The 26,616-nt window shown below is 72.0% G+C and carries 20 protein-coding genes; 10 read left to right on the top strand and 10 right to left on the bottom strand.

What is annotated here, in order from left to right:
- Positions 1–44: 44 nt before the first annotated feature.
- From M5362_RS08350 to M5362_RS08320, 7 genes are all read right to left on the bottom strand, one after another.
- Positions 45–1,454 (bottom strand): aldehyde dehydrogenase, encoded by a 1,410-nt coding sequence (locus tag M5362_RS08350; RefSeq protein ID WP_260226732.1) that lies wholly within the window; start codon positions 1,452–1,454, stop codon positions 45–47.
- Complete coding sequence (locus M5362_RS08345; RefSeq protein WP_260226731.1) at positions 1,451–2,455, bottom strand: proline racemase family protein; 1,005 nt, start codon at positions 2,453–2,455, stop codon at positions 1,451–1,453. Before M5362_RS08345 ends, M5362_RS08350 begins: the two co-directional genes overlap by 4 nt.
- A 44-nt stretch (positions 2,456–2,499) precedes the next feature.
- Positions 2,500–3,408, bottom strand: coding sequence for a dihydrodipicolinate synthase family protein (locus tag M5362_RS08340; protein ID WP_260226730.1), 909 nt, complete (start codon positions 3,406–3,408; stop codon positions 2,500–2,502).
- Positions 3,409–3,480: 72 nt separating this feature from the next.
- Entirely contained in the window at positions 3,481–4,965 is a 1,485-nt protein-coding gene (locus tag M5362_RS08335) for an NAD(P)/FAD-dependent oxidoreductase (RefSeq protein ID WP_260226729.1), read from the bottom strand.
- A complete protein-coding gene (locus M5362_RS08330) occupies positions 4,946–5,260 on the bottom strand; it encodes a (2Fe-2S)-binding protein (RefSeq protein ID WP_260226728.1) in 315 nt (104 codons plus the stop codon). Before M5362_RS08330 ends, M5362_RS08335 begins: the two co-directional genes overlap by 20 nt.
- 155 nt (positions 5,261–5,415) lie before the next feature.
- The gene (locus M5362_RS08325; RefSeq protein ID WP_260226727.1) at positions 5,416–6,579 is read right to left on the bottom strand and encodes an FAD-binding oxidoreductase; all 1,164 of its coding nucleotides are present in this window, start codon (positions 6,577–6,579) and stop codon (positions 5,416–5,418) included.
- A 105-nt stretch (positions 6,580–6,684) separates the two neighbouring features.
- Complete coding sequence (locus tag M5362_RS08320) at positions 6,685–9,042, bottom strand: collagenase (protein ID WP_260226726.1); 2,358 nt, start codon at positions 9,040–9,042, stop codon at positions 6,685–6,687.
- Between the two features lie 279 nt (positions 9,043–9,321).
- Here M5362_RS08320 and M5362_RS08315 point away from each other — a divergent pair, with 279 nt between their 5' ends.
- Complete coding sequence (locus M5362_RS08315; RefSeq protein ID WP_260226725.1) at positions 9,322–10,509, top strand: hypothetical protein; 1,188 nt, start codon at positions 9,322–9,324, stop codon at positions 10,507–10,509.
- Between the two features lie 6 nt (positions 10,510–10,515).
- On the opposite strand, the gene M5362_RS08310 is transcribed toward M5362_RS08315, so the two are convergent.
- Together M5362_RS08310 and M5362_RS08305 are read right to left on the bottom strand one after the other, a co-directional pair.
- Complete coding sequence (locus M5362_RS08310; RefSeq protein ID WP_374214426.1) at positions 10,516–12,924, bottom strand: MFS transporter; 2,409 nt, start codon at positions 12,922–12,924, stop codon at positions 10,516–10,518.
- Positions 12,925–13,161: 237 nt separating this feature from the next.
- Entirely contained in the window at positions 13,162–13,605 is a 444-nt protein-coding gene (locus M5362_RS08305; protein WP_260226724.1) for an SRPBCC family protein, read from the bottom strand.
- Between the two features lie 162 nt (positions 13,606–13,767).
- On the opposite strand from M5362_RS08305, the gene M5362_RS08300 reads away from it, so the two are divergent.
- The 4 genes from M5362_RS08300 (at position 13,768) to M5362_RS08285 (ending at position 18,194) form a co-directional block, all read left to right on the top strand.
- Positions 13,768–14,796, top strand: coding sequence for an Rv2578c family radical SAM protein (locus tag M5362_RS08300; RefSeq protein ID WP_260226723.1), 1,029 nt, complete (start codon positions 13,768–13,770; stop codon positions 14,794–14,796).
- Between the two features lie 161 nt (positions 14,797–14,957).
- Positions 14,958–16,595 carry an alpha/beta hydrolase gene (locus M5362_RS08295; protein WP_260226722.1) on the top strand — a complete coding sequence of 546 codons (1,638 nt, stop codon included), beginning with the start codon at positions 14,958–14,960 and terminating at the stop codon, positions 16,593–16,595.
- 59 nt (positions 16,596–16,654) lie between these two features.
- Positions 16,655–17,068 carry a RidA family protein gene (locus tag M5362_RS08290; protein WP_260226721.1) on the top strand — a complete coding sequence of 138 codons (414 nt, stop codon included), beginning with the start codon at positions 16,655–16,657 and terminating at the stop codon, positions 17,066–17,068.
- 187 nt (positions 17,069–17,255) lie between these two features.
- Complete coding sequence (locus M5362_RS08285; protein ID WP_260226720.1) at positions 17,256–18,194, top strand: alpha/beta fold hydrolase; 939 nt, start codon at positions 17,256–17,258, stop codon at positions 18,192–18,194.
- On the opposite strand, the gene M5362_RS08280 is transcribed toward M5362_RS08285, so the two are convergent.
- Positions 18,191–18,784, bottom strand: coding sequence for a HEAT repeat domain-containing protein (locus M5362_RS08280; RefSeq protein WP_260226719.1), 594 nt, complete (start codon positions 18,782–18,784; stop codon positions 18,191–18,193). The two genes, M5362_RS08285 and M5362_RS08280, sit on opposite strands and share 4 nt — an antisense overlap.
- A gap of 355 nt (positions 18,785–19,139) precedes the next feature.
- Here M5362_RS08280 and M5362_RS08275 point away from each other — a divergent pair, with 355 nt between their 5' ends.
- The 5 genes from M5362_RS08275 (at position 19,140) to M5362_RS08255 (ending at position 26,611) form a co-directional block, all read left to right on the top strand.
- Positions 19,140–20,921, top strand: coding sequence for a 3-hydroxyacyl-CoA dehydrogenase family protein (locus M5362_RS08275; protein ID WP_260226717.1), 1,782 nt, complete (start codon positions 19,140–19,142; stop codon positions 20,919–20,921).
- A gap of 121 nt (positions 20,922–21,042) precedes the next feature.
- Positions 21,043–21,900 carry a TetR family transcriptional regulator gene (locus M5362_RS08270; RefSeq protein ID WP_260226716.1) on the top strand — a complete coding sequence of 286 codons (858 nt, stop codon included), beginning with the start codon at positions 21,043–21,045 and terminating at the stop codon, positions 21,898–21,900.
- Positions 21,901–22,284: 384 nt separating this feature from the next.
- Positions 22,285–23,622 carry a crotonyl-CoA carboxylase/reductase gene (gene ccrA, locus M5362_RS08265; RefSeq protein WP_260226715.1) on the top strand — a complete coding sequence of 446 codons (1,338 nt, stop codon included), beginning with the start codon at positions 22,285–22,287 and terminating at the stop codon, positions 23,620–23,622.
- A gap of 14 nt (positions 23,623–23,636) precedes the next feature.
- On the top strand, positions 23,637–25,649 hold the full coding sequence (locus tag M5362_RS08260) for a protein meaA (protein WP_260226714.1): 2,013 nt from the start codon (positions 23,637–23,639) through the stop codon (positions 25,647–25,649).
- Positions 25,646–26,611 carry a CoA ester lyase gene (locus M5362_RS08255; RefSeq protein ID WP_260226713.1) on the top strand — a complete coding sequence of 322 codons (966 nt, stop codon included), beginning with the start codon at positions 25,646–25,648 and terminating at the stop codon, positions 26,609–26,611. The genes M5362_RS08260 and M5362_RS08255 overlap by 4 nt, the downstream gene beginning before the upstream one ends.
- The last annotated feature ends 5 nt before the right edge of the window (positions 26,612–26,616 follow it).

The raw sequence follows: 26,616 nt of genomic DNA, 5'->3' as shown, positions 1-26,616 counted from the left end.
GACGGCGGTCCCTTCGTTCGGGTCTGGACCATCACCGTACAATGTCACGTTGTTTCCGCAGGTGACAGGGTGTAGGTGCGACTCGACGCGTAGAAGTCGAGAGCGGCCCTGCCCTGCTCGCGCGGACCGTGGCTCGACCCCCTGGCCCCGCCGAACGGCAGATGGAAGTCCACACCGCTGGAAGGGGCGTTGATCCGGACCATCCCGGTGTCGAGCCCGTCGAGCGCGTCGAGGCAGTACAGCGCGGTGTCCAGACCGGCCGTGTGGACCGAGGTGACCAGGCCGTACGGCACGGAGTTGGTGATCCGCACGGCCTGGGCCAGGTCGTCGGCGGGCAGCAGGGCCGCGATCGGCCCGAAGACCTCCTCGTGCAGCAGCGGGTGTTCCGCGGGGACCTTCTCGACCAGCGTCGGCGCCGCGTACCAGCCGGGTCCGGAGGGGAGCGTGCCGCCGGCGAGCGCGGACAGCCCCTGCCAGGCTCCGGCGACCCGGTCGCGGGCCCGCTCGTCGATGAGCGGGCCGCAGACGGTGGCCGGGTCGGCGGGGTCGCCGGCCGGGACGGCGCGCAGCGCCTCGGCGAGGGCCTCGCGCAGGGGGTCGAGGGCGGCGCCCACGGCGATCACCCGGCTGGTGGCGGTGCACTTCTGGCCCGCGTATCCCGCGAGGGCGGCGGCGATGTGGGCGGCGGCCTGTCCGATGTCCGCGTCCGGCAGCACGATCGCCGCGTTCAGGCCGCCCATCTCGGCCTGGACCGGGACGCCCCGGGCCGTGGCGTACGCCGCGACGGCCCGGCCGACGGCGGTCGAGCCGGTGAAGGAGACGACATCGGCGGCGGAGACGAGCGCGTTGCCCTCGGTCGCCCCGCCGGGCAGCACCGTGAACACCCCCTCGGGCAGCTCCTTCTCGACGATCTCGGCCAGACGCAGCGCGCACGCGGTGGCCTCGGGGGCGGGCTTGAGGGCGACGGTGTTGCCGACGGCGAGGGCCGGGGCCGCCTTCCAGCTCGGGATGGCGAAGGGGAAGTTCCAGGGGGTGATCAGCCCCGCCACGCCGTACGGCCGGCGCCGGGTCAGGAGCAGTCCGGGCCCCGCCGCGGTGTCGTGGACGGCTCCGGTCGGCTCGAAGGGGGCCTGGGCGTAGTAGCGCCAGATCGCGACCGTCCGGGCGATCTCCGCCCTGGCCTCCGTGAGCGGCTTGCCCACCTCGCGCACGGCGAGCGCGGCGAGTTCGGGCCCCGCGGCCTCGACGGCCGCCGCGACGGCGCCGAGGGCGGCGGAACGGGCCGCCGCCCCGCCGCGCAGCCAGCCGGCCTGGGCGGCGCGGGCCCGTTCGACGGCGTCGGCCACCGCGAACCCGCCCGGTGCCGGGATCCGCAGCAGGACGTCGGCCGGATCGGCCGGGTTGCGGGAGGTGAGCAGCGCGACGCCGGTGAGCTCGGCGAGATCGGCGGTCATAGGAGGAAGCCTCCGGGGAACGGGTCGTCGGGGTCGAGGAAGTACTGCGCCGTGCCGGTGATCCAGGCGCGGCCCGTCACGGTCGGTACGACGGCGGGCGCCCCGCCGACCTCGGTCTCGGCGACGAGCCTGCCGGTGAAGGTCGTTCCGATGAAGGAGTCGTTGACGAAGTCGCGGTGGAGCGGCAACTCGCCACGGGCGTGGAGCTGGGCCATCCGCGCCGAGGTCCCGGTGCCGCAGGGGGAGCGGTCGAACCAGCCGGGGTGGATGGCCATGGCGTGACGGGAGTGGCGGGCGTCGGAGCCGGGGGCCGCGAGATAGACGTGCTTGACCCCGGCGATCTCCGGTTGCTCCGGGTGGACGGGGCGGTCCGGCGAGGCGTCGATCGCCTCCATGATCGCGAGTCCGGCCGCGAGGAGGTCGTCCTTGCGGGCGCGGTCGAAGGGGAGTCCCAGGTCGCCGAGGGGGACGAAGGCGTAGAAGTTGCCGCCGAAGGCGAGGTCGTAGGTGACCGTTCCGTACCCGGGGACGGGCACCTTGCGGTCCAGACCGACGCAGAACGACGGCACGTTGGTGAGGGTGACCGACTTCGCGGCGCCGTCCTCCACCTGTACGTCGACGGCGACCAGGCCGGCCGGGGTGTCGAGCCGCACGGTGGTGACCGGTTCGCTCACCGGCACCATGCCGGTCTCCACGAGGACGGTGGCGACGCCGATCGTGCCGTGTCCGCACATCGGCAGCAGCCCGGAGACCTCGATGTAGAGCACGCCGTAGTCGGCGTCGGGCCGCGTGGGGGGCTGGAGGATGGCGCCGCTCATGGCCGCGTGCCCCCGTGGTTCGTACATCAGGAGCGTGCGGAGATGGTCCAGGTGCTCGATGAAGTGCAGCCTGCGCTCGGCCATGGTGGCGCCGGGGATCACCCCGACGCCACCGGTGATCACACGCGTGGGCATGCCCTCGGTGTGCGAGTCGACGGCGTGGAAGACATGACGGGTGCGCACGGGCTTCCTTTCGCTGGATGGATGTGCCGGACCATGACGGGCCGTCAGTGATGGCCGTCGGCCACGGCCTTCTCGGTGGCGGTCCGCACCCGGGCCTCCGTCTCGCCCGTGAGCGGAAGGCGCGGCGGACGGGTGGGGCCGCCGCGGAGGCCGACGATGTCCATGGAGAGCTTGATCGCCTGGACGAACTCCGTCCTGGAGTCCCACCGCAGCAGCGGGTGCAGGGACTTGTAGAGGGGAAGGGCGGTGTCCAGGTCGCCCACGACCGCGGCGTGGTACAGCTCCGCGCAGGTGGCGGGGAGGGCGTTGGGGTAGCCGGCGATCCAGCCGACGGCTCCGGCCAGGGCCAGTTCGAGCAGGACGTCGTCGGCGCCGATCAACAGGTCGAGTTCCGGTACGAGTTCGGCGATCTCGTACGCCCTGCGGACATCGCCGCTGAACTCCTTCACGGCGACGACGGAGCCGTCCTCGTACAGCCGCGCCAGCAGGTCGGGGGTGAGGTCGACCTTGGTGTCGATCGGGTTGTTGTACGCGACCACCGGCACGCCTGCGGCGGCCACCTCGGCGTAGTGGGCGCGTACGGCCGCCGCGTCGGCGCGGTAGGCGTTCGGGGGCAGCAGCAGGACGGAGCCGCAGCCGGCCTCGGCCGCCTGCTCCGCCCACCGCCGGGACTCGGCGCTGCCGTAGGCGGCCACTCCGGGCATGACGCGCGCCCCGTCGCCCGCCGCCTCGACGGCGGTGCGGACCACGCGGGCCCGCTCGTCGTCGGTGAGGGTCTGGTACTCGCCGAGCGAACCGTTGGGCACGACTCCGTCGCAGCCGTTGTCGATCAGCCGGCGGACGTGCTCGGCGTAGGCGTCGTGGTCGACGGAGAGGTCGTCCCGCAGGGGCAGGGTGGTGGCGACCATGATGCCGCGCCAGGGGGTGGTGGCGGTCCAGGAGGTGGCGGTCATGTCGACATGCCTTTCTGTATTGTGTGACATTTTGTTGAGCGATCCGCGGTGTCCACAAGGGGCCGGGAGCCTCTAGGGGATGTCTTGTGGATCAGGCGGGAGGGCGCCCCCGTCGGGCGCGGCGAGCGCCGACAGCGGGACCGGCGCCGCGAACGGGCGCCGCTCGGAGGGGGGTTCGACGGTGCCGCTACCGATGGCTGCCAGGCAGGCGACGGCCGTCCCGCACATCCGCCCCTGGCACCAGCCCATACCGGCCCGGGTGAACAGCTTGACGGTCCGGGCGTCGCGCGCCCCGAGGTCGGCGACCGCCTCGCGCACACGCCCGGCGGTCACCTCCTCGCAGCGGCAGACGTCCGTCTCGTCGCTCAGCCACCGCGTCCACCCGGGCCCGGGCGCATGGGCGGCGGTCATGACGTCCGCGAAGGCGCGCATACGGTCCCGGCGACGGCCCAGCTCCCGGACCCGGCCGCCGGGAACGCGGCGCGACCCCAGCCGGGCGGCCACCGCGATCCCCGCCAGTTCGCCTTCCGTACGCGCCAGTTCGGCGCCGCCCACGCCTCCGGTCTCGCCCGCCGCCCAGAGGCCGCGCACCGAGGTCTCCTGGGATCCGTCCACGGCGAGCGCCACGGTGGAGTCCGCCAGGCGGCGGGTGGCGCAGCCGAGCGTCACGGCCAGCTCGATCTGGGGCACCAGTCCGTGCCCGACGGCGAGCGCGTCGCAGGCGATCAGCCGGCCCGACCCCCGTACGGGCCGCCAGTCGCGGTCGAGGCGCGAGACGGTGACGGCCTCCACCCGGTCCCGGCCGTGCACCTCGGTGACGGCGCTGCGCGTCCGGAGCCGTACACCGTGCCGCACCAGCGCCCCGCCGTGGAGCAGCGCCTCGGCCGCCTTGCGCGGATTGGCCGCGAGCGTCAGCGGGCTCCGGGCGTAGCGCAGGTATCCGGACGCCTCCACGACGGCCGGCACGCGGGCCCCGGCCGCGGCGAGCGACGAGGCGACCGCGAGGAGCAGCGGTCCGCTGCCGGCCACCACGATCCTCCGGCCGGGGAGCACGAGGCCGGACTTGAGCATCGCCTGCGCTCCTCCGGCTCCCACGACACCGGGCAAGGTCCAGCCGGGGAAGGGAAGTTGACGTTCGTACGCTCCGGTGGCGAGGAGCACGGCACGGGCCCGGACCGTCGCGGGCCGTTCCTCGGCGCCGTCGGAGCCGGTGACGGCGTGCACCGTCCACGGGCCGTCGGCCGCCGTGTCGCTCCTGGTCACGCTCCAGACATGGTGCCCGGCCAGATGGGTCACGTCGGCGGCCTCCAGGCGTCGGCGCAGGTCGCGGAAGGCGGACCAGTCGTGGTGCAGGGCCTCGGGGCGTACGGCGCCGAGGGCCGGGGCCGGGTGGCGGTAGAACTGTCCGCCGGTCCGCTCGGAGGCGTCCACGAGGGCGACGGTCAGGCCGAGTTCGCCGGCGGCTACGGCGCCGGCGAGTCCGGCGGACCCGGCGCCGACCACCGCGAGGTCGTACGTCTCGGCCGTCTCGTCCCGTTCAGACCCCGATGCGGTCATGGCCGTGGCCCTCCTGGGTGGTGATCGCGTCGCCGGGACGGACAGGGACCAGGCAGGCGCGGCGGTTGGGCCGCCCGTTGACGGTGGCGAGGCAGTCGTAGCACTGGCCGATGCCGCAGAAAGCGCCGCGCGGCCGGGCGCCGTTCCTGGTCGTCCGCCAGGCGAGGATTCCGGCCGCCCACAGCGCTGCGGCGACGGTCTGTCCGGGCAGGGCGGCGATCGGGCGGCCGTCGAAGGTGATCTCGAACGGCGGTCCGGGCTGCGCCCCGACCAGGTCGGCGGGGGTACGGGCCACGGGGCCTCTCCTCTCGTGACGGTGTGAGCGGTTCGTGTCGGCGTGAGCGGTCTCGGTGTGAGCGGTCCGGGTCGGTGTGAGCGGTCCGGGTCGGTGCGGGCGCGTGTCGCTGTGAGCGATCCGGGTCGGTGTGTGCGCGTGTCGGTGTGAGCGGTTCAGAAGGTCGCGGCCGCGAAGCGGGCCGGGTCGAACGGCCCGATGTCGAGCGGGGGTTCGTCCCCGGTCAGACAGCGGGCGAGGATCTGCCCGGTCGCCGGCGCGAGCCCGATCCCGGCGCCCTCGTGCCCGCAGGCGTGCAGCAGGCCGGGGAGGCGCGGGTCGGGGCCGATCGCGGGCAGATGGTCCGGCAGGTACGGGCGGAAGCCGGCGTACGTCCGGATCGCCCGCACTTCGGCGAGCATCGGGAAGAGTGCGGTGGCTCCGGCCGCCAGGCGCCGCAGCACCTCGGTGGAGAGGGTGCGGTCGAATCCGACCCGCTCCCGGCTGGCGCCGATGAGGACCGGTCCTGCCGGGGTGCCCTCGACCACCGCCGAGGTCTGCAGGGCCGCCGATCCGCTGGCCACGTCCGCCACGTAGTCGGCCGCGTACACCTTGTGGCGCACGACGCGCGGCAGCGGTTCGGTGACCAGGACGAAGCCGCGGCGGGGCAGGACGGGGAGCTCCACTCCCGCGAGGCGCGCGAGGTCTCCGCCCCAGGTCCCGGCGGCGTTCACCAGGCGGGGGGCGTGGAGATCCCCCGCCGACGTACGGACTCCGCGCACCTCTCCCGCCGCGGTGGTGAGGATCGCCAGGACCTCTTCGCCGAGCCTGAGTCGGACGGCCCCGGGCCAGCCGCCCGCGCGCAGCAGGTGGGCGGCGGCGAGGGCGGGCATGACCTGGGCGTCCTGCGGATAGTGGAAGCCGCCCGCGAGGCCGGGCGCGAGGTGGGGTTCGAGTTCACGCAGCCGCTCGGCCGGGATCTCCGCGGCGTCGACCCCGGCCTTGGACTGTCCGGTGGCGAACGCGCGCAGGGCGTCCATGCCGTCCTCCCCCGAGGCGACGACGAGTCCGCCCTTGGGCTCGTACTCGATGTCCGGCGGGAGCAGTTCGGCCAGCTCCCGCCACAAGCCTCCCGAGATCAGGGCGAGTTCGAGTTCGGGCCCGGGCTCCTTGTCGGACACCAGGAGGTTCCCCTCCCCCGCCCCCGTGGTGCCTCCCGCGACGGGGCCGCGGTCGACGACGGTGACGGTGAGGCCGGCCCGCGCGGCGTAGTAGGCGCAGGCCGCGCCGACGACGCCGGCACCGACGACGATGACGTCCGAGCTGTTTCTCGTGAGCACGTCAGTAATATTTCACATTGCATAGCCCTCGCCAAGACCTGTGCGCGCCCCAAAAGCGGGCCGGCCCTCCCTGGGGAGGGAGGGCCGGCTCTGCTGGGCGGGGGGTCAGCTGCGCAGCGGCCCCTCACAGCTGTAACTCGACGTTCCGGCGACCCGGTTGGACCAGATCTCCACGGGCCCGAAGCTGCAGTTCATGTCGGCCAGGTTGGTGGAGGCCGCACCGGCCCGGTCCAGGAGGAAGTAGTCGACCGTCTCGGACATGTCCTTGAAGTTCTGGTCGTCGCTGGACCACCTGGTGAGGTTGGCCGTGATCCGGCCGGTGCAGGTGAACCGGCGCTTGCCCGGGTCGCCGTTCTCCACGCAGTCGGGCGTGTTGTACGTCGCGGTGGCGAAGGAGGACTTCACGGCGGCGAGCGTCGAGTCGCGCAGCCGGTCGTTGGGCGTGTACGTGGTGTTCGGGACGTAGAGGTCGTCGACCTTGGCGATCTGCGCGTCGAGGAAACGGTCGTAGCCGCGCTGGATGTAGGTGTCGGCCCCCGTCCGGTGGCGCCAGGAGTCGTACGCCTGGACGTCGTTGTCGCGCAGGTGGGTGTACATCTCGCGGAGCAGCGAGGGCTTCTCGGTCCACAGGTACTCGAAGAAGGTTCCGGCGTAGCTGTAGAAGCGGAAGCCGTCGCCGTCGTAGGTGGCGTTGAGGATCTGCTCCACGTTCATCCGCGGGCCGCCGCCCGCGGTGTCGGTGATGATGCTGCGGACGAGCGACTTGCGGACCGCGATGCCGTTGTCACGGGTGGCGCCGTCGAAGAACTCCGCCGTGCCCTCGTCCATCGCGGTCGTGCGGTCGCCCTCGTACCAGGGCCCCTCGCCGAAGAAGCCGGGGACGGCGAACCGGCCGTTGAGGTAGTGGACGTACTCGTGCCGGAAAAGCTCCTCCAGCGTGAGCGAGGAGTCCTGCGGAACGCGGCGCTGGTACGTGTAGAAGGTGGCGCCCCGCTCGATGTAGACGCCGCCGTTGTTCGTGTCCATCCCGGTGAGGATCGGGTGGTAGTTCTCGTAGTCGGCGCGCGAGGCGTACAGGACGATGTTCAGTGAGGTGTTGGGGTCGCCGGCGAGCGGCTGCTCGGTGCCGAGGACCCGGTGGTACTGGGCCTTGACCTGCTTGCTCGCGTAGTACAGCTGGTCGACGGTGGCCCGGTCGAGGGCGGTACGGACCTTGATCGCTCCGTTGTCGTAGGCGTACGTGTACGGGAAGATCTGCTTCTCGATGTCCTCCTTGCACACCCCGTACGGCTTGCAGGCCTCGTAGAAGTTGAGCCAGGAGACCAGGGTGGCCCAGGGCGCGCTGCCCCCGCCCCAGTCGTTCCGAACCGTGCCGACCAGGGCGCCGAGGTCGGCGACGACGGCGTCCTTCAGGCCGTCGATCTGGCCGAAGCGGCCATACTCGCCGAGGGCGTCCCGGGCGGCCCAGGCGTTGGCACCGCCCTTGAGGTGGGTGTACCCGGCGAAGGCCTTGAAGGCGGCCCGGTAGGCGGGGTCGGCGGCGGCCGCCGCGTGGAAGGCGGTGTCCTGGTTGCCCGGATAGACACCGAGGTAGTTGACGGAGAGGGCGGCCAGCGCGGCGCCCGCCCAGCCCGCGTCCTGGTGGGTGGCCGGTCGGTCGGGTCCCATGGTGGCCAGTACGTTCTTGATCAGGCCGAGCTGGTGATGGCGCAGCCCGGGGGCGCTGGCGGCGTAGAGCGCCTCGCGCAGGGTGCGGGCGTTGCCCGGGGTGGCGTCGAAGGTGCGGGCGGCGCCGCCGAAATCGGCGACGGCCCGGCGCATGGCGTCGACGGTCGGGGCGTCGGTGATGTCGATCTCGGACCGGCTGAAGTCGTGGTACGCGACGGCGTGCAGGTAGGTGAACATCTCCTCCAGGTGCGAGGAGTTCCTGCCGTCGTGGGAGGCGGCCAGGCTCGATATTCGGCGGGAGACGGCCTGGACGTGGGCGTCCGACATGACGGGCGTGAGCCGGGCGTCCCAGGTCCAGATCAGGCCGCGCAGACAGTCGTCGGCGGTGACGGCGGGGTCGGCGAGGAAGTCGGCGAACCGCTCGGGGGCCAGGCCGGTGATCCCGTCGAGGGTGCAGGGGACGCCGGCGGTGGTGGTGGTGACGGCCGCGGCGTGGGCCCGTGCGGCGGTGGCGGCGGGGGCCCGGCCGGGAACGCGGCCGGTGGCGAGGCCGCCGGGGGCCGGGGCGGGTGCGAAGCTCCGGCGCGGGGCCGAGGCGAGGCGGTCGACCTCGTCGAAGGGGTTCTCGCCGTGGCCGGCCGGGGCGGCGGCCGCGCCGGGCGCGCCGGCCGGGGCCGTGGTGGGCCGGGCGTCCGTGTCTGCCGCCGAGACCCCGGCCTGGCCGGCGGAGGCCAGGAGGGTGACCGCGATCGCGGAGGCGAGCAGGGACGAGCGCACGCGTCTGTGGATGGACAACAGAACTCCTGCAATAGGGGGTGGCTGTGGGGGTGGTGCGAGAACTGTTGTGGTTCGCACGGCATGTGACGGAGGTTCACCCAGGCCGTGTGCGCTGTAACATAGTAATGTGAAATTGCACTGACAACCCCTCAGGGCGCATCAGTTTCCCCGCCGCCGCTTGGCGCGGATCCACCCCGACCAGGTGGTCAATACAGGTCAAATCTCCCCAGCGGGTCCGGATAGGCTTGTCGGCGCATGTTCCCGTCCCGCCTCGCCCCGCCGTCAGGAGACCCCGCGTTGACCACCGCGTTCGCCGCCTCTGAAGCCACCCCCGAAGCCGCGCCCGACGCCACCACGGACGCCGCGTCCGACGCCGCCCCGGCCTCCGCCCCGGACGCTGCCTCCGAAACCGTCTCCGACGCCGCCCTCCTCACCACCGTCCCCGCCGCCGCCGAGGCGCCCGACGCCGGGACCACGGACTTCGTCGTCCAGGACGTGCCCGATGCGGTGGTCCGCGACGCCCGGGAGTTCGGCGTCTACGCCCGCACCGGCGGCTGGGCCTTCGCGCTGAAGGTGGCACGGAGCGTGCGGCCCGGCGGGCAGGCGGCCGACGCGTCCGGGAAGGTGTCCGCGAAGGCGTTCGCCGAGCTGGCGGAGTGCTCCCCCGAGCGCGTGATGCGGTTCTACAAGGCCTGGGACATGGCCGCCGACGACGGCGTCGTCCCGCAGTTCGAGGCGCTGGCGCCCGGCGAGGACATCGAGCTCCCGGAGGCCGACGTCTGGCTGTCGTACTACTCCTCCCGCTCCAGCGCCTCCTCCGTGCGCGGGCACGCGATCACCGCCGCGGCCGAGGCCGAGGGCATCCGCCCGACGAAGGCGCTGGAGGTCGCCGAGAACCCCACCGCCCTGCGGGCCGCGATCCTCGCCGACCCCGGAACGGCGGGGGCCGCGCACAGCGCGCTGCTCGACCGGATGAAGGAGGATCCGGCGCTGCAGACCGAGATGGCCCGCGCCATCGTCCGGACCGACGACCTGAAGAAGGCCGTGGCCGGCGAGGCCAAGGCGGCGGACCGGATCGCGTACGTGCGGCAGGTCGCGGAGAAGGGCCGGATCAGGACGCCCGCCGGGCAGACGGTCGAGGCGCCCGCCGCCCTGCGCGCGGAGGCCGAGCGGCACCTCTCCCTCATCGACGAGCTCGACGACGCCGAGGAGGCGGGCGAGTGGGCCGGTGAGGCGTACGACGCGGTGAAGGGCCTGGTCGCCGAGGCCGTCGAGGCGGATCCCGCCCTGCGTGTCCAGGAACGCCGGACGAAGTTCTACAACAGCCTGCAGAAGGCCACGAAGGTCTTCGAGGAGCTGACGCTCGACGAGGTCCTGGAGGAGGACGTCGTCGAGGACGACATGCTCCAGCGCCTCGAAGCCCTTCAGACGGCGATCAGCAGCTGCATCACCGCGCTGCGCAGGGCGACCGACGCCTCCTCCTGAGCCCGTTCAGTCCTCGTGACCGAGCTGGAGGTCGCGCTCGGTGCGCCCGCCGCCCGCGACCTGCAGCACGGTGGCGACCGGCGGATAGCCCGCCGCGATCACCGTGTACTCCCCCGAGGACAGGTCGACGAACCGGAAGGTGCCGTCCGGTCCGGTCGTCAGGGTGTCGACGACGTTCCCGGCCGCGTCGAGGAGCGTCACGCGCGCGTCCTCGACCGGCCGGCCGCCGCCCGCGCGCACCGTCCCGCGCAGCATCGCGCCGCCCGCCAGCTCGATGTCCTGGCGGGTCTCGCGGGAGGCCTGCACGCTCACCGGCAGCGCGGCGGGACGGAAGGCGGGGGCGCTGGCGGCCAGCGTGTACTCCCCCGCCACCAGCTCCGTGATGACGTAACCGCCCTCGCGTCCGCTCCGGGTCGAGGCGACGACCTCGCCGCGCACGTCGGTGAGGGTGACCGCCGCGTCCCGTACGGGGGTTCCGTCCGCGGTCACGACGGAGCCGGCGAGGCGGCCGGCGCCGCCGAGCACGACGTCGAGCTCCACCGGCCGTTCGCCGACGGTGACCGAGACGGCCTGCGGCTGGTGGCCGCCCGCCGCCGCGATCAGGACGTACGAGCCGGGGCCGGGGACGCTGAGGGCGTACCGCCCGTCCTCGCCGCTGCCGCCGCGCCCGATCTGCTGCCCCTGGACGTCGATGAGGGTCAGGGCCGCGCGCGGGACGCGGCTGCCGTCGTGGTGCTGGACGGCGCCGCAGACCGGGAGTCCCGCGGGGTACCCGGCGGCGGTGGCGGGGGCGTCGGCCGCCCGGGCCCGCGGCACGGCGGTGGGGGCCTCGGTGGTGGGGGTGTGGTGGGACACCAGCGGTTTCTCCTTGAGGAAGAAGGCGAGGACGAGACCGAGCACGAGGACCGGCACGAGGTAGAGGAAGATGCGCGGCATCGCGTCCGCGTACGCCTGGATGTAGGCGTCGCGCAGGGCGGGCGGCAGGGCGTGCACCGCCTGCGGGGTGATCGACTCGGCGGGCGGCGCGGCCCCTGCCGTACGGGGCAGGGAGTCGGCGAGGGCGTCGTCGAGCCGTGAGGCGAAGAGGGTGCCGAAGACGGCGGCGCCGACGCTGCCGCCGATCTGGCGGAAGTAGTTGTGGGCGCTGGTGGCGGTGCCGAGGTCGGCGGGGCGTACGGAGTTCTGGACCGCGAGGACGAGCACCGGCATGACCAGGCCGATGCCGACGCCGAGGACGGCCTGCCAGACGCTGTGGTGGAGGCGCGGGGTGTCCGTCTCCATCCGGGAGAGCAACCACATGCCGACGACGGAGATCGCGCCGCCGAGCACCGGGTAGATCCTGTAGTGGCCGGTGCGGGTGATGAGCTGCCCCGAGACGATCGAGGCGAGGACGATCCCGCCCATCAGGGGCAGCATCAGGAGACCCGACTCGGTGGCGGTGGCGCCCTCCACCATCTGCAGGAAGGTCGGCAGATAGCTGGCGGCGCCGAAGAGCGCGATGCCGACGACCGCGCCGACGAGACTGGTGACCGTGAAGACGGAGTCACGGAACAGCCGCAGCGGGATGAGGGGTTCGGGCGCGACGTGCTCGACGACGAGGAAGAGCAGGGTCGTCGCGGCGGCGCCGCAGGCGAGGCCGATGATGACCCGGGAGTCCCAGTCGTACTCGGTTCCGCCCCAACTGGTCAGCAGGACCAGGCAGGTGGAGGCGGCGGCGAGCAGGATCGCGCCGAGGACGTCGAGCCTGGCCCGGGTCTCCGGCTTGGGGAGCTTGAGCACCGTGGCGACGACGGCGAGTGTGACGAGCCCGAAGGGCACGTTGAAGTAGAAGCACCAGCGCCAGGAGACGTGGTCGGTGAAGAAGCCGCCGAGCAGGGGGCCCGCGACGGAGGCGAGACCGAAGGCGGCGCCGATGAGACCCATGTAGCGGCCGCGTTCGCGGGCCGGGACGATGTCCGCGATGATCGCCTGGACGCCGATCATCAGGCCGCCCGCGCCGACGCCCTGCACGGCGCGGAACGCGATGAGCTCGTCCATGGACCGTGACCAGCCGGCCAGGGCCGAGCCGATGACGAAGACCACGATGGCGAAGAGGAAGACGCCCTTGCGGCCGAAGAGGTCGCCAAGCTTGCCGTAGACGGGCAGGCCGATGGTGGCGGTCAGCAGATAGGCGGTGATCGCCCACGACATCCGGTCCAGGCCCTGGAGTTCACCGACGATCTTCGGCAGGGCGGTGGCGACGATCATCTGCTCCAGCGCGGCGAGCAGCAGCGCGAGCATGAGGCCGAGGAAGACGAGCCGGACGCGGCGGGGATCGAGGGCGGCCTCACCGGTCGGGGGCACGGGCGCCTGGCCGGAGGGCGGACTGTCCGCGACGCGCGGCACGTCGTCCTTCTCCAGCGTGATCGCACCCACGTGCTGCTCCCCTCGTCACGGCTTCAGCGCCGCGCCATTCTTCGCATTGCGCGCGAAGCGGGAGCAAGTCGGACGGTACGGGAGGTCAGTAGCGCCCAGGGGCGTGAACAGGCCCGGGAGGCGGCGCACTTGGGGCGCTCATCAGCGCGTTTACGGAGAGCTCCGCGACCCCCGGGCGCTCCGGGCGCCGGCAGGGGGGTCGCGGGAAAACCACTCGAACCGGTGAGCGCGGGAGCGTTACTTCTCCACCTCGGCGGCGAGGTTGGCCAGCACGGCGTCGTAGATGCGGCCGAGCCCCTTGGGCGCGAAGGTCCTCTCGAAGAAGCCGCCGATGCCTCCGGCGCCGTTCCAGACGGTGGTGACGACGGCCTTGGACTTCCCCTCGCCTGCGGGGGTGACGGTCCAGGTGGTGACCATGGAGGAGTTGCGGTCCTTCTCGACGAGCTGCCCCTCGGTGGGCTCGGTGACCTCCAGGAGGCAGTCGCGGACGCGCTTGCTGGTGGCCTGGAGCTTCCAGTGGACGAGGGTGCCCTGGCCGTCGCCGCCCTCCCGTACCTCGTACTCGCTGAAGTGCTCCGGCAGCACCTTCGCGCGCGTGCCGCTGTAGTCGGCCAGAGCGTCGAACACCGTCTCCGGGTCCGCCTCGATGATCCGCTCCGTGGTGGCCTCGACCTGCGCCATTGCACTTCCTCCAGCACTTGGTTCTTCAAGGGTGTGGCACCAGCCAACCACCTGGGCGCGGGCCTCCCAAATCCGGGTTCCGTACCGGGTCGCAAACGATCAAGGGAACATGTGTTCTATTCTGTGCGTACGGCCGAGTCCACTGCCACCGAGGAGGCGTCCATGCGCTGGGACAATCTGGGCGACGACCCCGCGGCCGCCGGGACCGCCCTGTTCGGTACGGAGGCGGTCACCACCCGAACCTTCGACACCCCGGAGTTCCGGGGGATCACCTTCCACGAGGTGCGGGCGCGTTCGATCGTGAACCGGGTACCGGGCGCCTCCCGCATGCCCTTCGAGTGGACGGTCAACCCGTATCGCGGCTGCACGCACGCGTGCGTCTACTGCTTCGCCCGCAAGACCCACAGCTATCTGGACCTCGACACGGGCCTCGGCTTCGACTCCCAGATCGTGGTGAAGATCAACGCGCCGGAGCTGGTACGCCGCCAGCTCGCCTCCCGCCGCTGGCAGGGCGCGCACATCGCGATGGGCACCAATGTCGACTGCTACCAGAGGGCCGAAGGGCGCTACCGCCTGATGCCGGGGATCATCGCGGCCCTGCGGGACCACGCCAACCCCTTCTCCATCCTCACCAAGGGCACCCTGATCCTGCGCGACCTCGACCTGCTCGTCCAGGCCGCGGAGGTGACCGAGGTCGGCATCTCCGTCTCCGTCGGCTTCACCGACCAGGAGCTGTGGCGCACCGTCGAGCCCGGCACGCCCTCCCCGCAGCGGCGCCTGGACGTCGTCCGCGCGCTCGGCGAACACGGCATCGGCTGCGGGGTGCTGATGGCCCCGGTGATCCCCTTCCTCGGTGACCGGCCCGAACAGCTCCGCGAGACCGTGCGCGCCGTGGCCGAGGCGGGCGCGACGTCCGTGACCCCGCTCGTCCTGCACCTGCGGCCGGGGGCGCGCGAGTGGTTCTTCACCTGGCTGCGGCAGCACCATCCGCACCTGGTGGGGCGGTACGAGCGGATGTACGCGGCCGGGGCCTACGCGCCGACCTGGTACCAACGCCGGATCACCCGTCAGGTGCACGAGCTGGCGGCCGAGTTCGGGATCGGCCCGGCCCACCGGGGCGCGCCGCGCCGGATCTCCGCGCCGGAGGAGCCCGCACCGACGGAGGCGCCCGAGCAGCTCAGCCTCCTCTGACGGATCGGACGGATCGGACGGATCCTTCGGATCGGACGGGGCGGGGGGATCTGGTGCGTCCGAGGGATCTGGTGGGTCGGATGGATCTGACGGGTCCTCTGATCGGGTCAACTCTTGGCGGAACAGGTCCTTCCGCATGCCGTTCGGGGCACGGACGCCCTATGACCACACGTGCAGGAATGCTGATCGCCGCTGGGGCGCTGGTCGCCGGGACGGCCACCGTCCTGCCCGCGTCCGCGGCTCCCCGGGCCGAGCCGACCCCCCGCCCGATCGCGCCGCTCGTCTGGAGCGGCTGTGCCACCTCGGCGTATCCCAAGCTCCAGTGCGCCACGCTCGACGTGCCGCTGAACCACGACGACCCGGCCGGCCGGAGCATCACGCTCGCGCTCACCCGGATCCCCCACACCGCGGCGGAGTCTCAGGGGCCGCTGGTCGTCAACCCCGGCGGACCGGGTGGCAGCGGCAGGACCATGGCCGGGTTCGTGGCCGCATCCCTGCCCGCGAAGGTGGCGGCGCAGTACGACGTCATCGGCTTCGACCCGCGCGGGGTCGGCCGGAGCGAGCCCGCGCTCGACTGCAGGCCGGGCCACTTCGACCCGGTGCGCCCCGACTCGCTGCCGAGCGGTGCGGAGGCCGAGCAGAAGGGCGTCGAGCGGGCGCGGGCGTTCGCCACGGCGTGCGGCGAGAAGTACGCCGACGTCCTGCCGTACATCGACACGGTCAGCACGGCCCGGGACATGGACGCGATCCGCGCGGCGCTCGGGGCGCCCCAGCTCAACTACCTGGGGTACTCCTACGGAACCTACCTCGGAGCCGTGTACGCGCGGCTGTACCCGGAGCGCGTGCGCCGGTTCGCGCTGGACTCGGTCGTCAACCCGCAGGGCGTCTGGTACGAGGACAACCTCGCGCAGGACGTCGCCTTCGACACCCGGCACAAGGACTTCATGGCCTGGGTGGCCCGCCAGAACACCACGTACAAGCTGGGCACGGACCCGGCGGCGGTCGAAGCCGCCTGGTACCGGATGCGCGACGCGCTCCGGGAGAGCCCGGCGGGCGGCAAGGTCGGCCCGGGCGAGCTGGAGGACACCTACCTGCCGGGCGGGTACTACAACGGCTACTGGCCGAGGCTGGCCGAGGCGTTCTCGGCGTACGTCAACGACAAGAACGCGGTCCCGCTCACCCGGGCGTACGAGAGCTACGGCGCGGCGGACGCGGCGGCGGACAACGGCTACTCGGTCTACGCGAGCGTGCAGTGCAGGGACGCCCAGTGGCCGCGCGACTGGAACACCTGGCGCACGGACAACTGGGACGTGCACGCCAAGGCGCCCTTCGCCACCTGGAACAACGCCTGGTACAACGCTCCGTGCGCGTTCTGGCCGGTGGACTCGCTGACGCCGCCCGACGTCTCGAACGACGAGGTGCCGGCGATGCTGATCCTCCAGGCCACGGACGACGCAGCCACTCCGTACGAGGGCGGTCTGGCCCTGCACAGGATGGTGCAGGGCTCCAGCCTGGTGGTCGAGGAGGGCGGCGGGAACCACGGGGTGACCCTGGCGGGCAACGACTGCCTGGACCAGCACCTGGCGACGTACCTCTCCACGGGGACCGTGCCGCGCGGCGACGGGCAGTCGGAGGTCGACGCGGTCTGCGCGGCGCTCCCGGAGCCGGCGCCGCTGAAGGCCGCCGGATCCCGCAGCGGGGCCGTGCCGGCTTCCGCCGCGGGCGGCACGGCCGGGGGCGCCACGGCCGCCGCGACCGGAGGCGCGGTGCTGCACGCGCTCCTCGGCCACGAGCGCTGAGGAGTCTCCGTAGCAGGGGGCCGGCCGGACTGTCAGTGGGGTACGCGAGGATGTCGGGCATGAGTACGCACCTGACCCATGTGCCCGCCCCCGACGGTATGGCGGCCAGCCCCCAGTACAGCCATGTCGTGTGGGGCACGGGCCGGTTCGTCGCGATATCCGGCCAGTGCTCCCTCGACGCCGCGGGCGCCGTCGTCGCGGCGGACGATCCGGCGGCCCAGGCCCGCCAGGTCTTCGCGAACCTGCGCCGTTGCCTCACCGCCGCGGGCGCGGGGTTCGAGGACGTGGTGAAGCTGACGTACTTCGTCACCGACGTCGCCCATCTGCCGGCCGTGCGTTCGGCGCGGGACGAGGCCTTCGGCTCGGCGCCGCTGCCGGCGAGCTCGGCGGTCCAGGTCGCCGCGCTGGTCCGCCCGGAGCTGCTGCTCGAGATTGAGGCCTTCGCCCTGGTCCCGGAGGGCGCCGCGTCCTAGGGCGTGTTTCGAAAGTCCCGTCTGGCCGGGAACGCCCGGCACGCACGCTCGCCGCGTTGTCGGTCGTCGGGGTCGACGGCGCTTCGGTCCGGTCCGCCGCTCCCCGGGCCCTGAGGTGCGGCGACCCGCCCTTTCGGGGTCGCCACGCCCGGAGGCGGGAGGGCGGACGGCGGGGGACGATGGGCGCATGCGATGGCGTGTGCGCAGCGGGGTGGCGGCCGTCCTTGTCGCCTTCCTGCTGTCGGCGGGCACCCCCGGACCGAGTGGCGGGGACACCGAGAAGCGGGTGGACATCGGTGGCGGGCGGAGTCTCTACCTCCACTGTTCGGGCTCCGGGAGCCCGACCGTGGTCCTGCTCTCCGGTCTCCACGAGTCGTCCGACCCGTGGTCGCTGACCGAGACCGAACCGCCGGTTCCGAAGGCGCCGGCGGTGCTGCCGGGCGTGGCCGGGTTCACCCGGGTGTGCACCTACGACCGGCCCGGCACCATCCGCTACACCCAGCCGCCCGAGCTCACCACCCGCAGCACGCCCGTGCGGGGGACCCGGGCGCTGGACACCATGGTCCAGGACCTGGACCGGGTGCTGACCGCGGGTGGCGTGCCGGGCCCGTACCTGCTCGTGGGTCACTCCTTCGGCGGAATGCTCGCCCTGCGGTACGCCCAGGAGCACCCGGACCGCACGCGCGGGCTCGTCCTGGTCGACGCCCTGGGGCCCGGGCTGAAGCCGGCGATGGGCGCGGACTGGGCGGAGTACGTCGCCTCGCTGCGCCACCCCGGTACGCCCTTCGACGACGACCCGGAGTTCGAGCAGGTGGACATCGACGGTGGCGTCGACGCCATCGACCGCGGCGGCCCGCTGCCCAGGGTCCCGCTCGCGGTACTCAGCAAGACCGAGCCCTTCGCCGCCCCGCCCACCATGGACAAGAACCTGCTCGCGAAGCTGGAGAAGGCCTGGCCCCGGGCCCAGCAGGCGCTGGTGGGTCTGCGGCCGCAGACCCCGCACCTGCTGGCGACCGGTAGCGACCACTACGTCCAGCTCCACGACCCGGATCTCACGATCGCGGCGATCCGCGTGGTCGCGGACCGTGCCGCGCCCCAGCCCGAGCCGGGCCCGAACACCCGCTAGGCCAGCCGCGCGAGCGCTTCCGCCGCGGCGGGGCCGAGGCGGGGGTGGGGCAGGGCGGCCTCCAGCGCCGGCTGGGCGCGCGGGTCGCCGAGGGTGCCGAGCCCTTCGACGCAGGCGATGGCGACCCGCCAGTGCGGGTCGTCGGCCGCCAGTCGGCGTTCGAGGACGGCGAGCAGGGCCGGAACGGACTCGGGCGCGCGCAGGTCGGCGAGCAGCCGGACCGGCAACAGGGCGTAGGCGACCCGCAGTTCGTTGGTGGCGAGGGCGGCGGCCGCCCGCGCGGTGCGCGGGTCGCCGAGCCGCGTCAGGGCGTACGCGGCGGAGACGCAGCGTTCCGGGTCGCGGTGGTTGAGGAGCAGGACCAGGGCTTCGAAGGCGCGCGGATCGCGGGCGAGGCCGAGCCGGAAGGCGGCGATCTCGCGAGCCCAGAGGGGTCGGCCCGGTGCGGTCAGGACGCGGGCGAACTCCTCGGGATCGTCGGTGGCGACGAGTTCTTCGAATGGCTTTCGATCGCCGTCCGCCCCGTTGTGGATCTCGTCCCGCAATCGATCGATCATCGAGCAGAATTCGGGGTCCTGGGCGATATCCATGGCCGTCAGCGTATCCGCGATCCAGATCACATTTTCTGAACTCCCCGGGACTGGCGCGCTCGTTACCCGCCGGTTAATCTCAGGTGAGCGGGTAACCCCCGCACCCTCACAACGGCCTGGTGACGCAGCCGTCGTGAGGTCGAGTGTGTCGGTTCGGCAGTTTTCGACGTGGCTCCGGGACAGAGTCCGTCACTCCTTTCCCTCGCGCGGCCTTCTCGCGCCTTCAAGTGATCCGCTTCGCTCATACGCGATCCGTTTCGCAGGTACGCGATCTGTTTCGCCCGCACGCGATCCGTAGATATCGCGCCCGCATTCGCCGCCTTCAGTCGTCACTCTTCCCTCCTGGAGTCCCCTGATGGACACCCCTCTCTCCACCATCGCCGTCGTCGGTCTCGGCACCATGGGCAAGGGCATCGCCGATGTCCTCGCCCGGGCCGGCCGCGAGGTCATCGGTATCGACATCAGCGAAGCCGCCGCCACCCAAGCGGTCGCCGCCCTGGAGGCCTCCACCGCCCGCGCGGTGGCCCGTGAGCGGATCACCGAGGAGGAGCGGCAGGACGTCCTCGCCCGCTTCCGCACCTACTCCGACCTCCAGGCGGCGGCCGACGCCGACCTCGTCATCGAGGTCGTGCCCGAGTCGTACGAGGCCAAGCAGGAGGTCTTCCGGGCCCTGGATGCCATCGTCCGGCCCGACGCGATCATCGCCACCGGCACCAACGCCCTCTCGGTGACCCGGCTCGCGGCCGACTCGGCCCACCCGGAGCGCGTGCTCGGCCTGCACTTCTTCACGCCGGTCCAGGCCATGAAGCTGGTGGAGGTCGTCTCCTCCGTCCTCACCGCGCCGCAGGCCGTGGAGGCCGTCACCACCCTCGCCCACGACCTGGGCAAGGAGCCCGTCGCGGTCGGCGACCGTCCCGGCTTCGTCGCGGACGGGCTGCTCTTCGGCTACCTCAACCAGGCCGCCGCGATGTACGAGGCGAAGTACGCCTCCCGCGAGGACATCGACGCCGCGATGAAGCTCGGCTGCGGTCTGCCGATGGGCCCGCTGGAGCTGCTCGACCTGATCGGCATCGACACGGCCCGTACCGTCCTCGACGCGATGTACAGCGAGTCGCGCGACCGGCTCCACGCCCCCGCCCCGATCCTCAAGCAGCTCAGCGAGGCGGGCCTATCGGGCCGCAAGTCGGGCCGCGGCTTCTACACGTACGACGCGGCCGGCTCGGCCACCGTGGTCCGCGACGCGCTGACCCCGCTGGAGAGCGCCGCCACGGCGGAGGGCCGCGAGATCCGCTCGGTCGGCGTCGCCGGCTCCGGCACCATGGCCTCCGGTATCGCCGAGGTCTTCGCCAAGGCCGGTTACGACGTGGTGCTCGCCGCCCGCTCCCAGGAGAAGGCCGACACCGCCAAGGCGCGGATAGCGAAGTCCCTCACCCGTTCGGTCGACAAGGGCCGGATGACCGGCGAGGCCCGGGACGAGACGCTGGCCCGGATCACCGCGGCCGGTTCGGTCGACGCGTTCGCCGAGGTCGACCTGGCCGTGGAGGCCGTCGCCGAGGACCTGGGGATCAAGCAGGAGCTGTTCGCACGGCTCGACAAGATCTGCAAGCCGGGCGCGGTGCTCGCCACCACGACCTCCTCGCTGCCCGTCGTCGCCTGCGCCCGCGCCACCTCGCGCCCGCAGGACGTCATCGGGATGCACTTCTTCAACCCGGCGCCCGCGATGAAGCTGGTGGAGATCGTCCGCACGGTCCTGACCGCCGACGACGTCCACGCCACGGTCCGCGAGGTCACCGCGAAGATCCGGAAGCACCCGGTGGACTGCGGCGACCGGGCCGGCTTCATCGTGAACGCCCTGCTCTTCCCGTACCTGAACAACGCGATCAAGATGGTCCAGGAGCACTACGCGACCCTGGACGACATCGACGCCGCCATGAAGCTCGGCGGCGGCTACCCGATGGGACCGTTCGAGCTGCTCGACGTCGTCGGCCTGGACGTCTCGCTCGCCATCGAGCAGGTCCTGCACCGCGAGTTCCGCGACCCGGGCCTGGCTCCGGCGCCGCTCCTGGAGCACCTGGTGGCGGCCGGCTGCCTGGGCCGCAAGACGGGGCGCGGCTTCCGCGAATATGCCCGACGCTGAGCCCTACGCGGGCTGGGGAGGGCTGCTGAGCCCCGGGGGTGCCGCCGGCACCCCGGGCACGGGCCCCGGCGGCCCTCCCCCACCTGGGCACACTCCCGCACTGATGCAGTACGTTCAGGACATGTCCAAGGCCGCGAAGTCACCCCGTGCCACGTCCCTGTCCACCTCCGACACCCCGGAGAGTGCGGCGGGCACCCGCGCGGCCGCGCAGCGGCTGAAGATGCGCCGTGAGCTGGCGGCGGCGGCCATGGAGCTCTTCGCGACCAAGGGGTACGAGGCGACGACGGTCGACGAGATCGCCGCGGCGGCCGGGGTCGCCCGCCGGACCTTCTTCCGCCACTTCCGCTCCAAGGAAGAGGCGATCTTCCCCGACCACGACGACACCCTGGTGCGGGCGGAGGCGGTGCTCAACGCGGCCCCGCCGCACGAGCACCCGCTGGACACGGTCTGCCGGGGCATCAAGGAAGTCATGAAGATGTACGCGGGGTCTCCGGCGGTCTCCGTGGAGCGGTACCGGCTCACCCGCGAGGTGCCCACCCTGCGCGAGCGGGAGATCGCCTCGGTGGCCCGGTACGAGCGGCTGTTCACCCGCTATCTGCTGGGCCACTTCGACGAGCGCGACCACCACGACGGGAACGACGACCCGCTGCTCGCCGAGGTCGCCGCGTCGGCCGTCGTCACGGCCCACAACCACGTCCTGCGCCGCTGGCTGCGGGCGGGCGGCCAGGGGGACGTGGAGGCGCAGCTGGACCACGCCTTCGCGATCGTGCGGGAGACGTTCGGTACGGGCATAGGCGCCCGGCCGGCCACGGCCCCGCAGCCGGGCTCCCAGACGGGCTCCCAGGGCTCCCAGCCGGCCACGCAGCCGCCCGTGGCGACCGCGTCCACCGAGGGCGGGGTGCTCGTGGCCGTGGCGCGTACGGACGCTCCGCTCGACGAGGTCATGCGCACCATCCAGCACGCGCTCCAGCGCGACTGACCAGCACCTTCCGGACGAGGGCCGCCCCACCAGGGGGCGGCCCTCGTCCGCTTTTGTCCGGGCGTTCGATCGATCATCGCTCATGTGTGACCGGCAGATTGCATATGAGTGAAATTGTTGGCACGCAGTGCCTTGTCAGGTGACACGCGGTGCCATACGTTGTTTGTGTCCGGGCGGCCGGCGCGCCGAGGTCTCCTCGTGCGCCGGCTGTCCCCACAAGCCATCGTGATTGTGCGCCCGGACGCCTGCGTCACAGGCACCCTCAGCGCCCACCCGGCGCAGCCACCGCACCACCCGCCGAACCGACGGCACACCTCCACAGCAGCACTCCAAGACGTAACCCTCAGTGCGTCCCCTCAGACGCCGCACCGCCGGAGGCACCCCGTGAAGGACATCCTGGACGCGATCCAGTCCCCGGACTCCACGTCCTCGGACTTCGCCAACATCAAGCTCCCCGAGTCGTACCGCGCCGTGACCGTCCACAAGGACGAGACGGAGATCTTCGCCGGCCTCGAGAGCCGCGACAAGGACCCGCGCAAGTCGCTCCACCTCGACGACGTGCCGCTCCCCGAGCTCGGCCCGGGCGAGGCCCTGGTCGCCGTCATGGCCAGCTCCGTGAACTACAACTCGGTCTGGACCTCGATCTTCGAGCCGGTGTCGACCTTCGGCTTCCTGGAGCGCTACGGCAGGCTCAGCGACCTCAGCAAGCGTCACGACCTGCCGTACCACGTCATCGGCTCCGACCTCGCGGGCGTCGTGCTGCGCACCGGCCCGGGCGTGAACTCCTGGAAGCCCGGCGACGAGGTCGTCGCGCACTGCCTCTCGGTCGAGCTGGAGTCCTCGGACGGCCACAACGACACGATGCTCGACCCCGAGCAGCGCATCTGGGGCTTCGAGACCAACTTCGGCGGCCTGGCGGAGATCGCGCTCGTCAAGTCCAACCAGCTGATGCCGAAGCCGGACCACCTGAGCTGGGAGGAGGCGGCGGCCCCCGGCCTCGTCAACTCGACCGCGTACCGCCAGCTGGTCTCCCGCAACGGCGCCGGCATGAAGCAGGGCGACAACGTCCTGATCTGGGGCGCGAGCGGCGGACTCGGCTCGTACGCCACGCAGTTCGCCCTGGCCGGCGGCGCCAACCCGATCTGTGTCGTCTCCTCCCCCGAGAAGGCCGACATCTGCCGGTCGATGGGCGCCGAGGCGGTCATCGACCGCAACGCCGAGGGCTACAAGTTCTGGAAGGACGAGCACACCCAGGACCCGAAGGAGTGGAAGCGCTTCGGCAAGCGCATCCGCGAGCTCACCGGCGGGGAGGACATCGACATCGTCTTCGAGCACCCCGGCCGCGAGACCTTCGGCGCGAGCGTCTACGTCACCCGCAAGGGCGGCACCATCACCACCTGTGCCTCCACCTCGGGCTACATGCACGAGTACGACAACCGGTACCTGTGGATGTCGCTCAAGCGGATCATCGGCTCGCACTTCGCCAACTACCGCGAGGCGTGGGAGGCCAACCGCCTGATAGCCAAGGGCAAGATCCACCCGACGCTCTCCAAGGTCTACTCCCTGGAGGAGACCGGCCAGGCCGCCTACGACGTGCACCGCAACCTGCACCAGGGCAAGGTCGGCGTCCTCGCGCTCGCCCCCGAAGAGGGCCTGGGCGTGCGTGACCCGGAGATGCGCGCGAAGCACATCGACGCCATCAACCGCTTCCGTAACATCTGAAACCGGGACCGTACATGACAGAGCGCCAGAAGGACCGGCCGTGGCTCATGCGGACCTACGCCGGTCACTCGACCGCCGAGGCGTCCAACGAGCTGTACCGGCGCAACCTCGCCAAGGGTCAGACCGGCCTCTCGGTCGCCTTCGACCTGCCCACGCAGACCGGCTACGACCCCGACCACATCCTCGCCCGCGGCGAGGTCGGCCGGGTCGGGGTCCCGGTGTCGCACCTCGGTGACATGCGCCGGCTGTTCCAGGACATCCCCCTGGAGCAGATGAACACCTCGATGACCATCAACGCCACGGCGATGTGGCTGCTGGCGCTCTACCAGGTGGTCGCCGAGGAGCAGGGTGCGGACGTCACCCGGCTCCAGGGCACCACCCAGAACGACATCGTGAAGGAGTACCTGTCGCGCGGGACGCACGTCTTCCCGCCCGGCCCGTCGCTGCGCCTCACGACGGACATGATCACCTACACGGTGAACAACATCCCGAAGTGGAACCCGATCAACATCTGCAGCTACCACCTGCAGGAGGCGGGAGCCACTCCGGTCCAGGAGATCTCGTACGCGATGTCCACCGCGATCGCGGTGCTCGACGCGGTACGGGACTCCGGCCAGGTCCCCGCGGACCGCTTCGGCGAGGTCGTCGCCCGCATCTCGTTCTTCGTGAACGCGGGCGTCCGCTTCATCGAGGAGATGTGCAAGATGCGCGCCTTCGGCCGCATCTGGGACAAGGTCACGCGCGAGCGGTACGGCATCGAGAACGAGAAGCAGCGCCGGTTCCGCTACGGCGTGCAGGTCAACTCGCTCGGTCTGACCGAGGCGCAGCCGGAGAACAACGTCCAGCGGATCGTGCTCGAGATGCTGGCCGTCACGCTCTCCAAGGACGCACGCGCGCGCGCCGTCCAGCTGCCGGCCTGGAACGAGGCACTCGGACTGCCCCGTCCCTGGGACCAGCAGTGGTCGCTCCGTATCCAGCAGGTGCTCGCCCACGAGTCCGACCTGCTGGAGTACGAGGACATCTTCGCCGGCTCGCACGTGATCGAGGCCAAGGTCGACTCGCTCGTCGAGGAGTGCCTGACCGAGATCGACCGGATCCAGCAGATGGGCGGCGCGATGGCCGCCGTCGAGTCGGGCTACCTCAAGTCGCAGCTCGTCTCCTCGCACGCCGAGCGGCGCGCCCGGATCGAGGCCGGCGACGAGAAGATCATCGGCGTCAACATCTTCCAGTCGACCGAGGAGAACCCCCTCACCGCCGACCTCGACACGGCGATCATGACGGTCGACCCGGCCAACGAGGCCAAGGTCGTCGCGAAGCTCCACGAGTGGCGCGACAACCGTGACGAGAGCCGGGCCCAGGAGTCGCTGGCGGCTCTCAAGGCGACGGCCGCCGGCGACGGCAACCTCTTCGCCGCCACCCTGGAGTGCGCGCGTGCGGGCGTCACGACCGGCGAGTGGTCCTGGGCCCTGCGGGACGTCTTCGGCGAGTTCCGCGCCCCCACCGGCGTCTCCTCCGCGCCCGTGGCGGTGACGGCCGAGGCGGGCACCCCGCTGGCTCTCGTACGCGACAAGGTGGCGCGGACGGCCGAGGAGCTGGGCTCCGGGCGGCTGCGCCTCCTGGTCGGCAAGCCGGGCCTGGACGGCCACTCCAACGGGGCCGAGCAGATCGCCGTACGCGCGCGTGACGCCGGTTTCGAGGTGGTCTACCAGGGGATCCGGCTGACGCCCGAGCAGATCGTCAACGCGGCCCTCGCCGAGGACGTGCACTGCGTGGGTCTGTCGATCCTCTCCGGCTCGCACGCCGAGCTGGTCCCGGACGTCCTCGACCGCCTCCGCGAGGCGGGGGCCAACGACGTGCCGGTCATCGTCGGCGGGATCATCCCGAACGCCGACGCCGCAGAACTGAAGCGGGCGGGTGTGGCCGCCGTCTTCACACCGAAGGACTTCGGTATCACGGAGATCATCGGCCGTATCGTCGACGAGATCCGGAAAGCGAACAAGCTCGACCCCCTGGAGGTCCCCGCATGACCAGCCCCGTGAACCGACTCCGCCCGCGTCGCTCCTGTCTGGCGGTCCCCGGATCCAACCCGCGCTTCCTGGAGAAGGCCCAGGGCCTCGCCGCCGACCAGGTCTTCCTCGACCTGGAGGACGCCTGTGCGCCGCTCGCCAAGCCCGAGGCACGGCACACCATCGTCAAGTTCCTCAACGAGGGCGACTGGACCGGCAAGACGCGGGTGGTGCGGGTCAACGACTGGACGACCCACTGGACCTACCGTGACGTCGTCACCGTCGTCGAGGGCGCCGGCCAGAACCTCGACTGCATCATGCTGCCGAAGGTCCAGGACGCCCAGCAGATCGTGGCGCTCGACCTCCTGCTGACGCAGATCGAGAAGACCATGGGCTTCGAGGTCGGCAAGATCGGCATCGAGGCGCAGATCGAGAACGCCCAGGGCCTCAACAACGTCAACGCGATCGCGACGGCCTCGCAGCGCGTCGAGACGATCATCTTCGGCCCGGCCGACTTCATGGCCTCCATCAACATGAAGTCCCTGGTCGTCGGCGAGCAGCCGCCCGGCTACGACGCCGACGCCTACCACTACATCCTGATGAAGATCCTGATGGCCGCCCGCGCCAACAACCTCCAGGCGATCGACGGCCCCTACCTGCAGATCCGCAACCCCGAGGGCTACCAGGCGGTCGCCCGCCGCGCCGCCGCCCTGGGCTTCGACGGCAAGTGGGTGCTCCACCCGGACCAGGTCGCCGCCGCGAACGAGATCTTCTCGCCCTCGCAGGAGGACTTCGACCACGCCGAGCTGATCCTGGACGCGTACGACTACTACACCTCCGAGGCCGGCGGCAAGAAGGGCTCGGCCATGCTCGGCGACGAGATGATCGACGAGGCCTCCCGCAAGATGGCCCTGGTCATCTCGGGCAAGGGCCGCGCCGCCGGCATGGAGCGCACCACCAAGTTCGAGATCCCGGAGGCCTGAGTCCC

This window comes from Streptomyces sp. Je 1-79 (assembly GCF_025195125.1).
Lineage (GTDB): Bacteria > Actinomycetota > Actinomycetes > Streptomycetales > Streptomycetaceae > Streptomyces.
The sequence above is the reverse complement of the archived record's forward strand: the minus strand, read 5'-3'. Positions and strand labels throughout refer to the sequence as shown.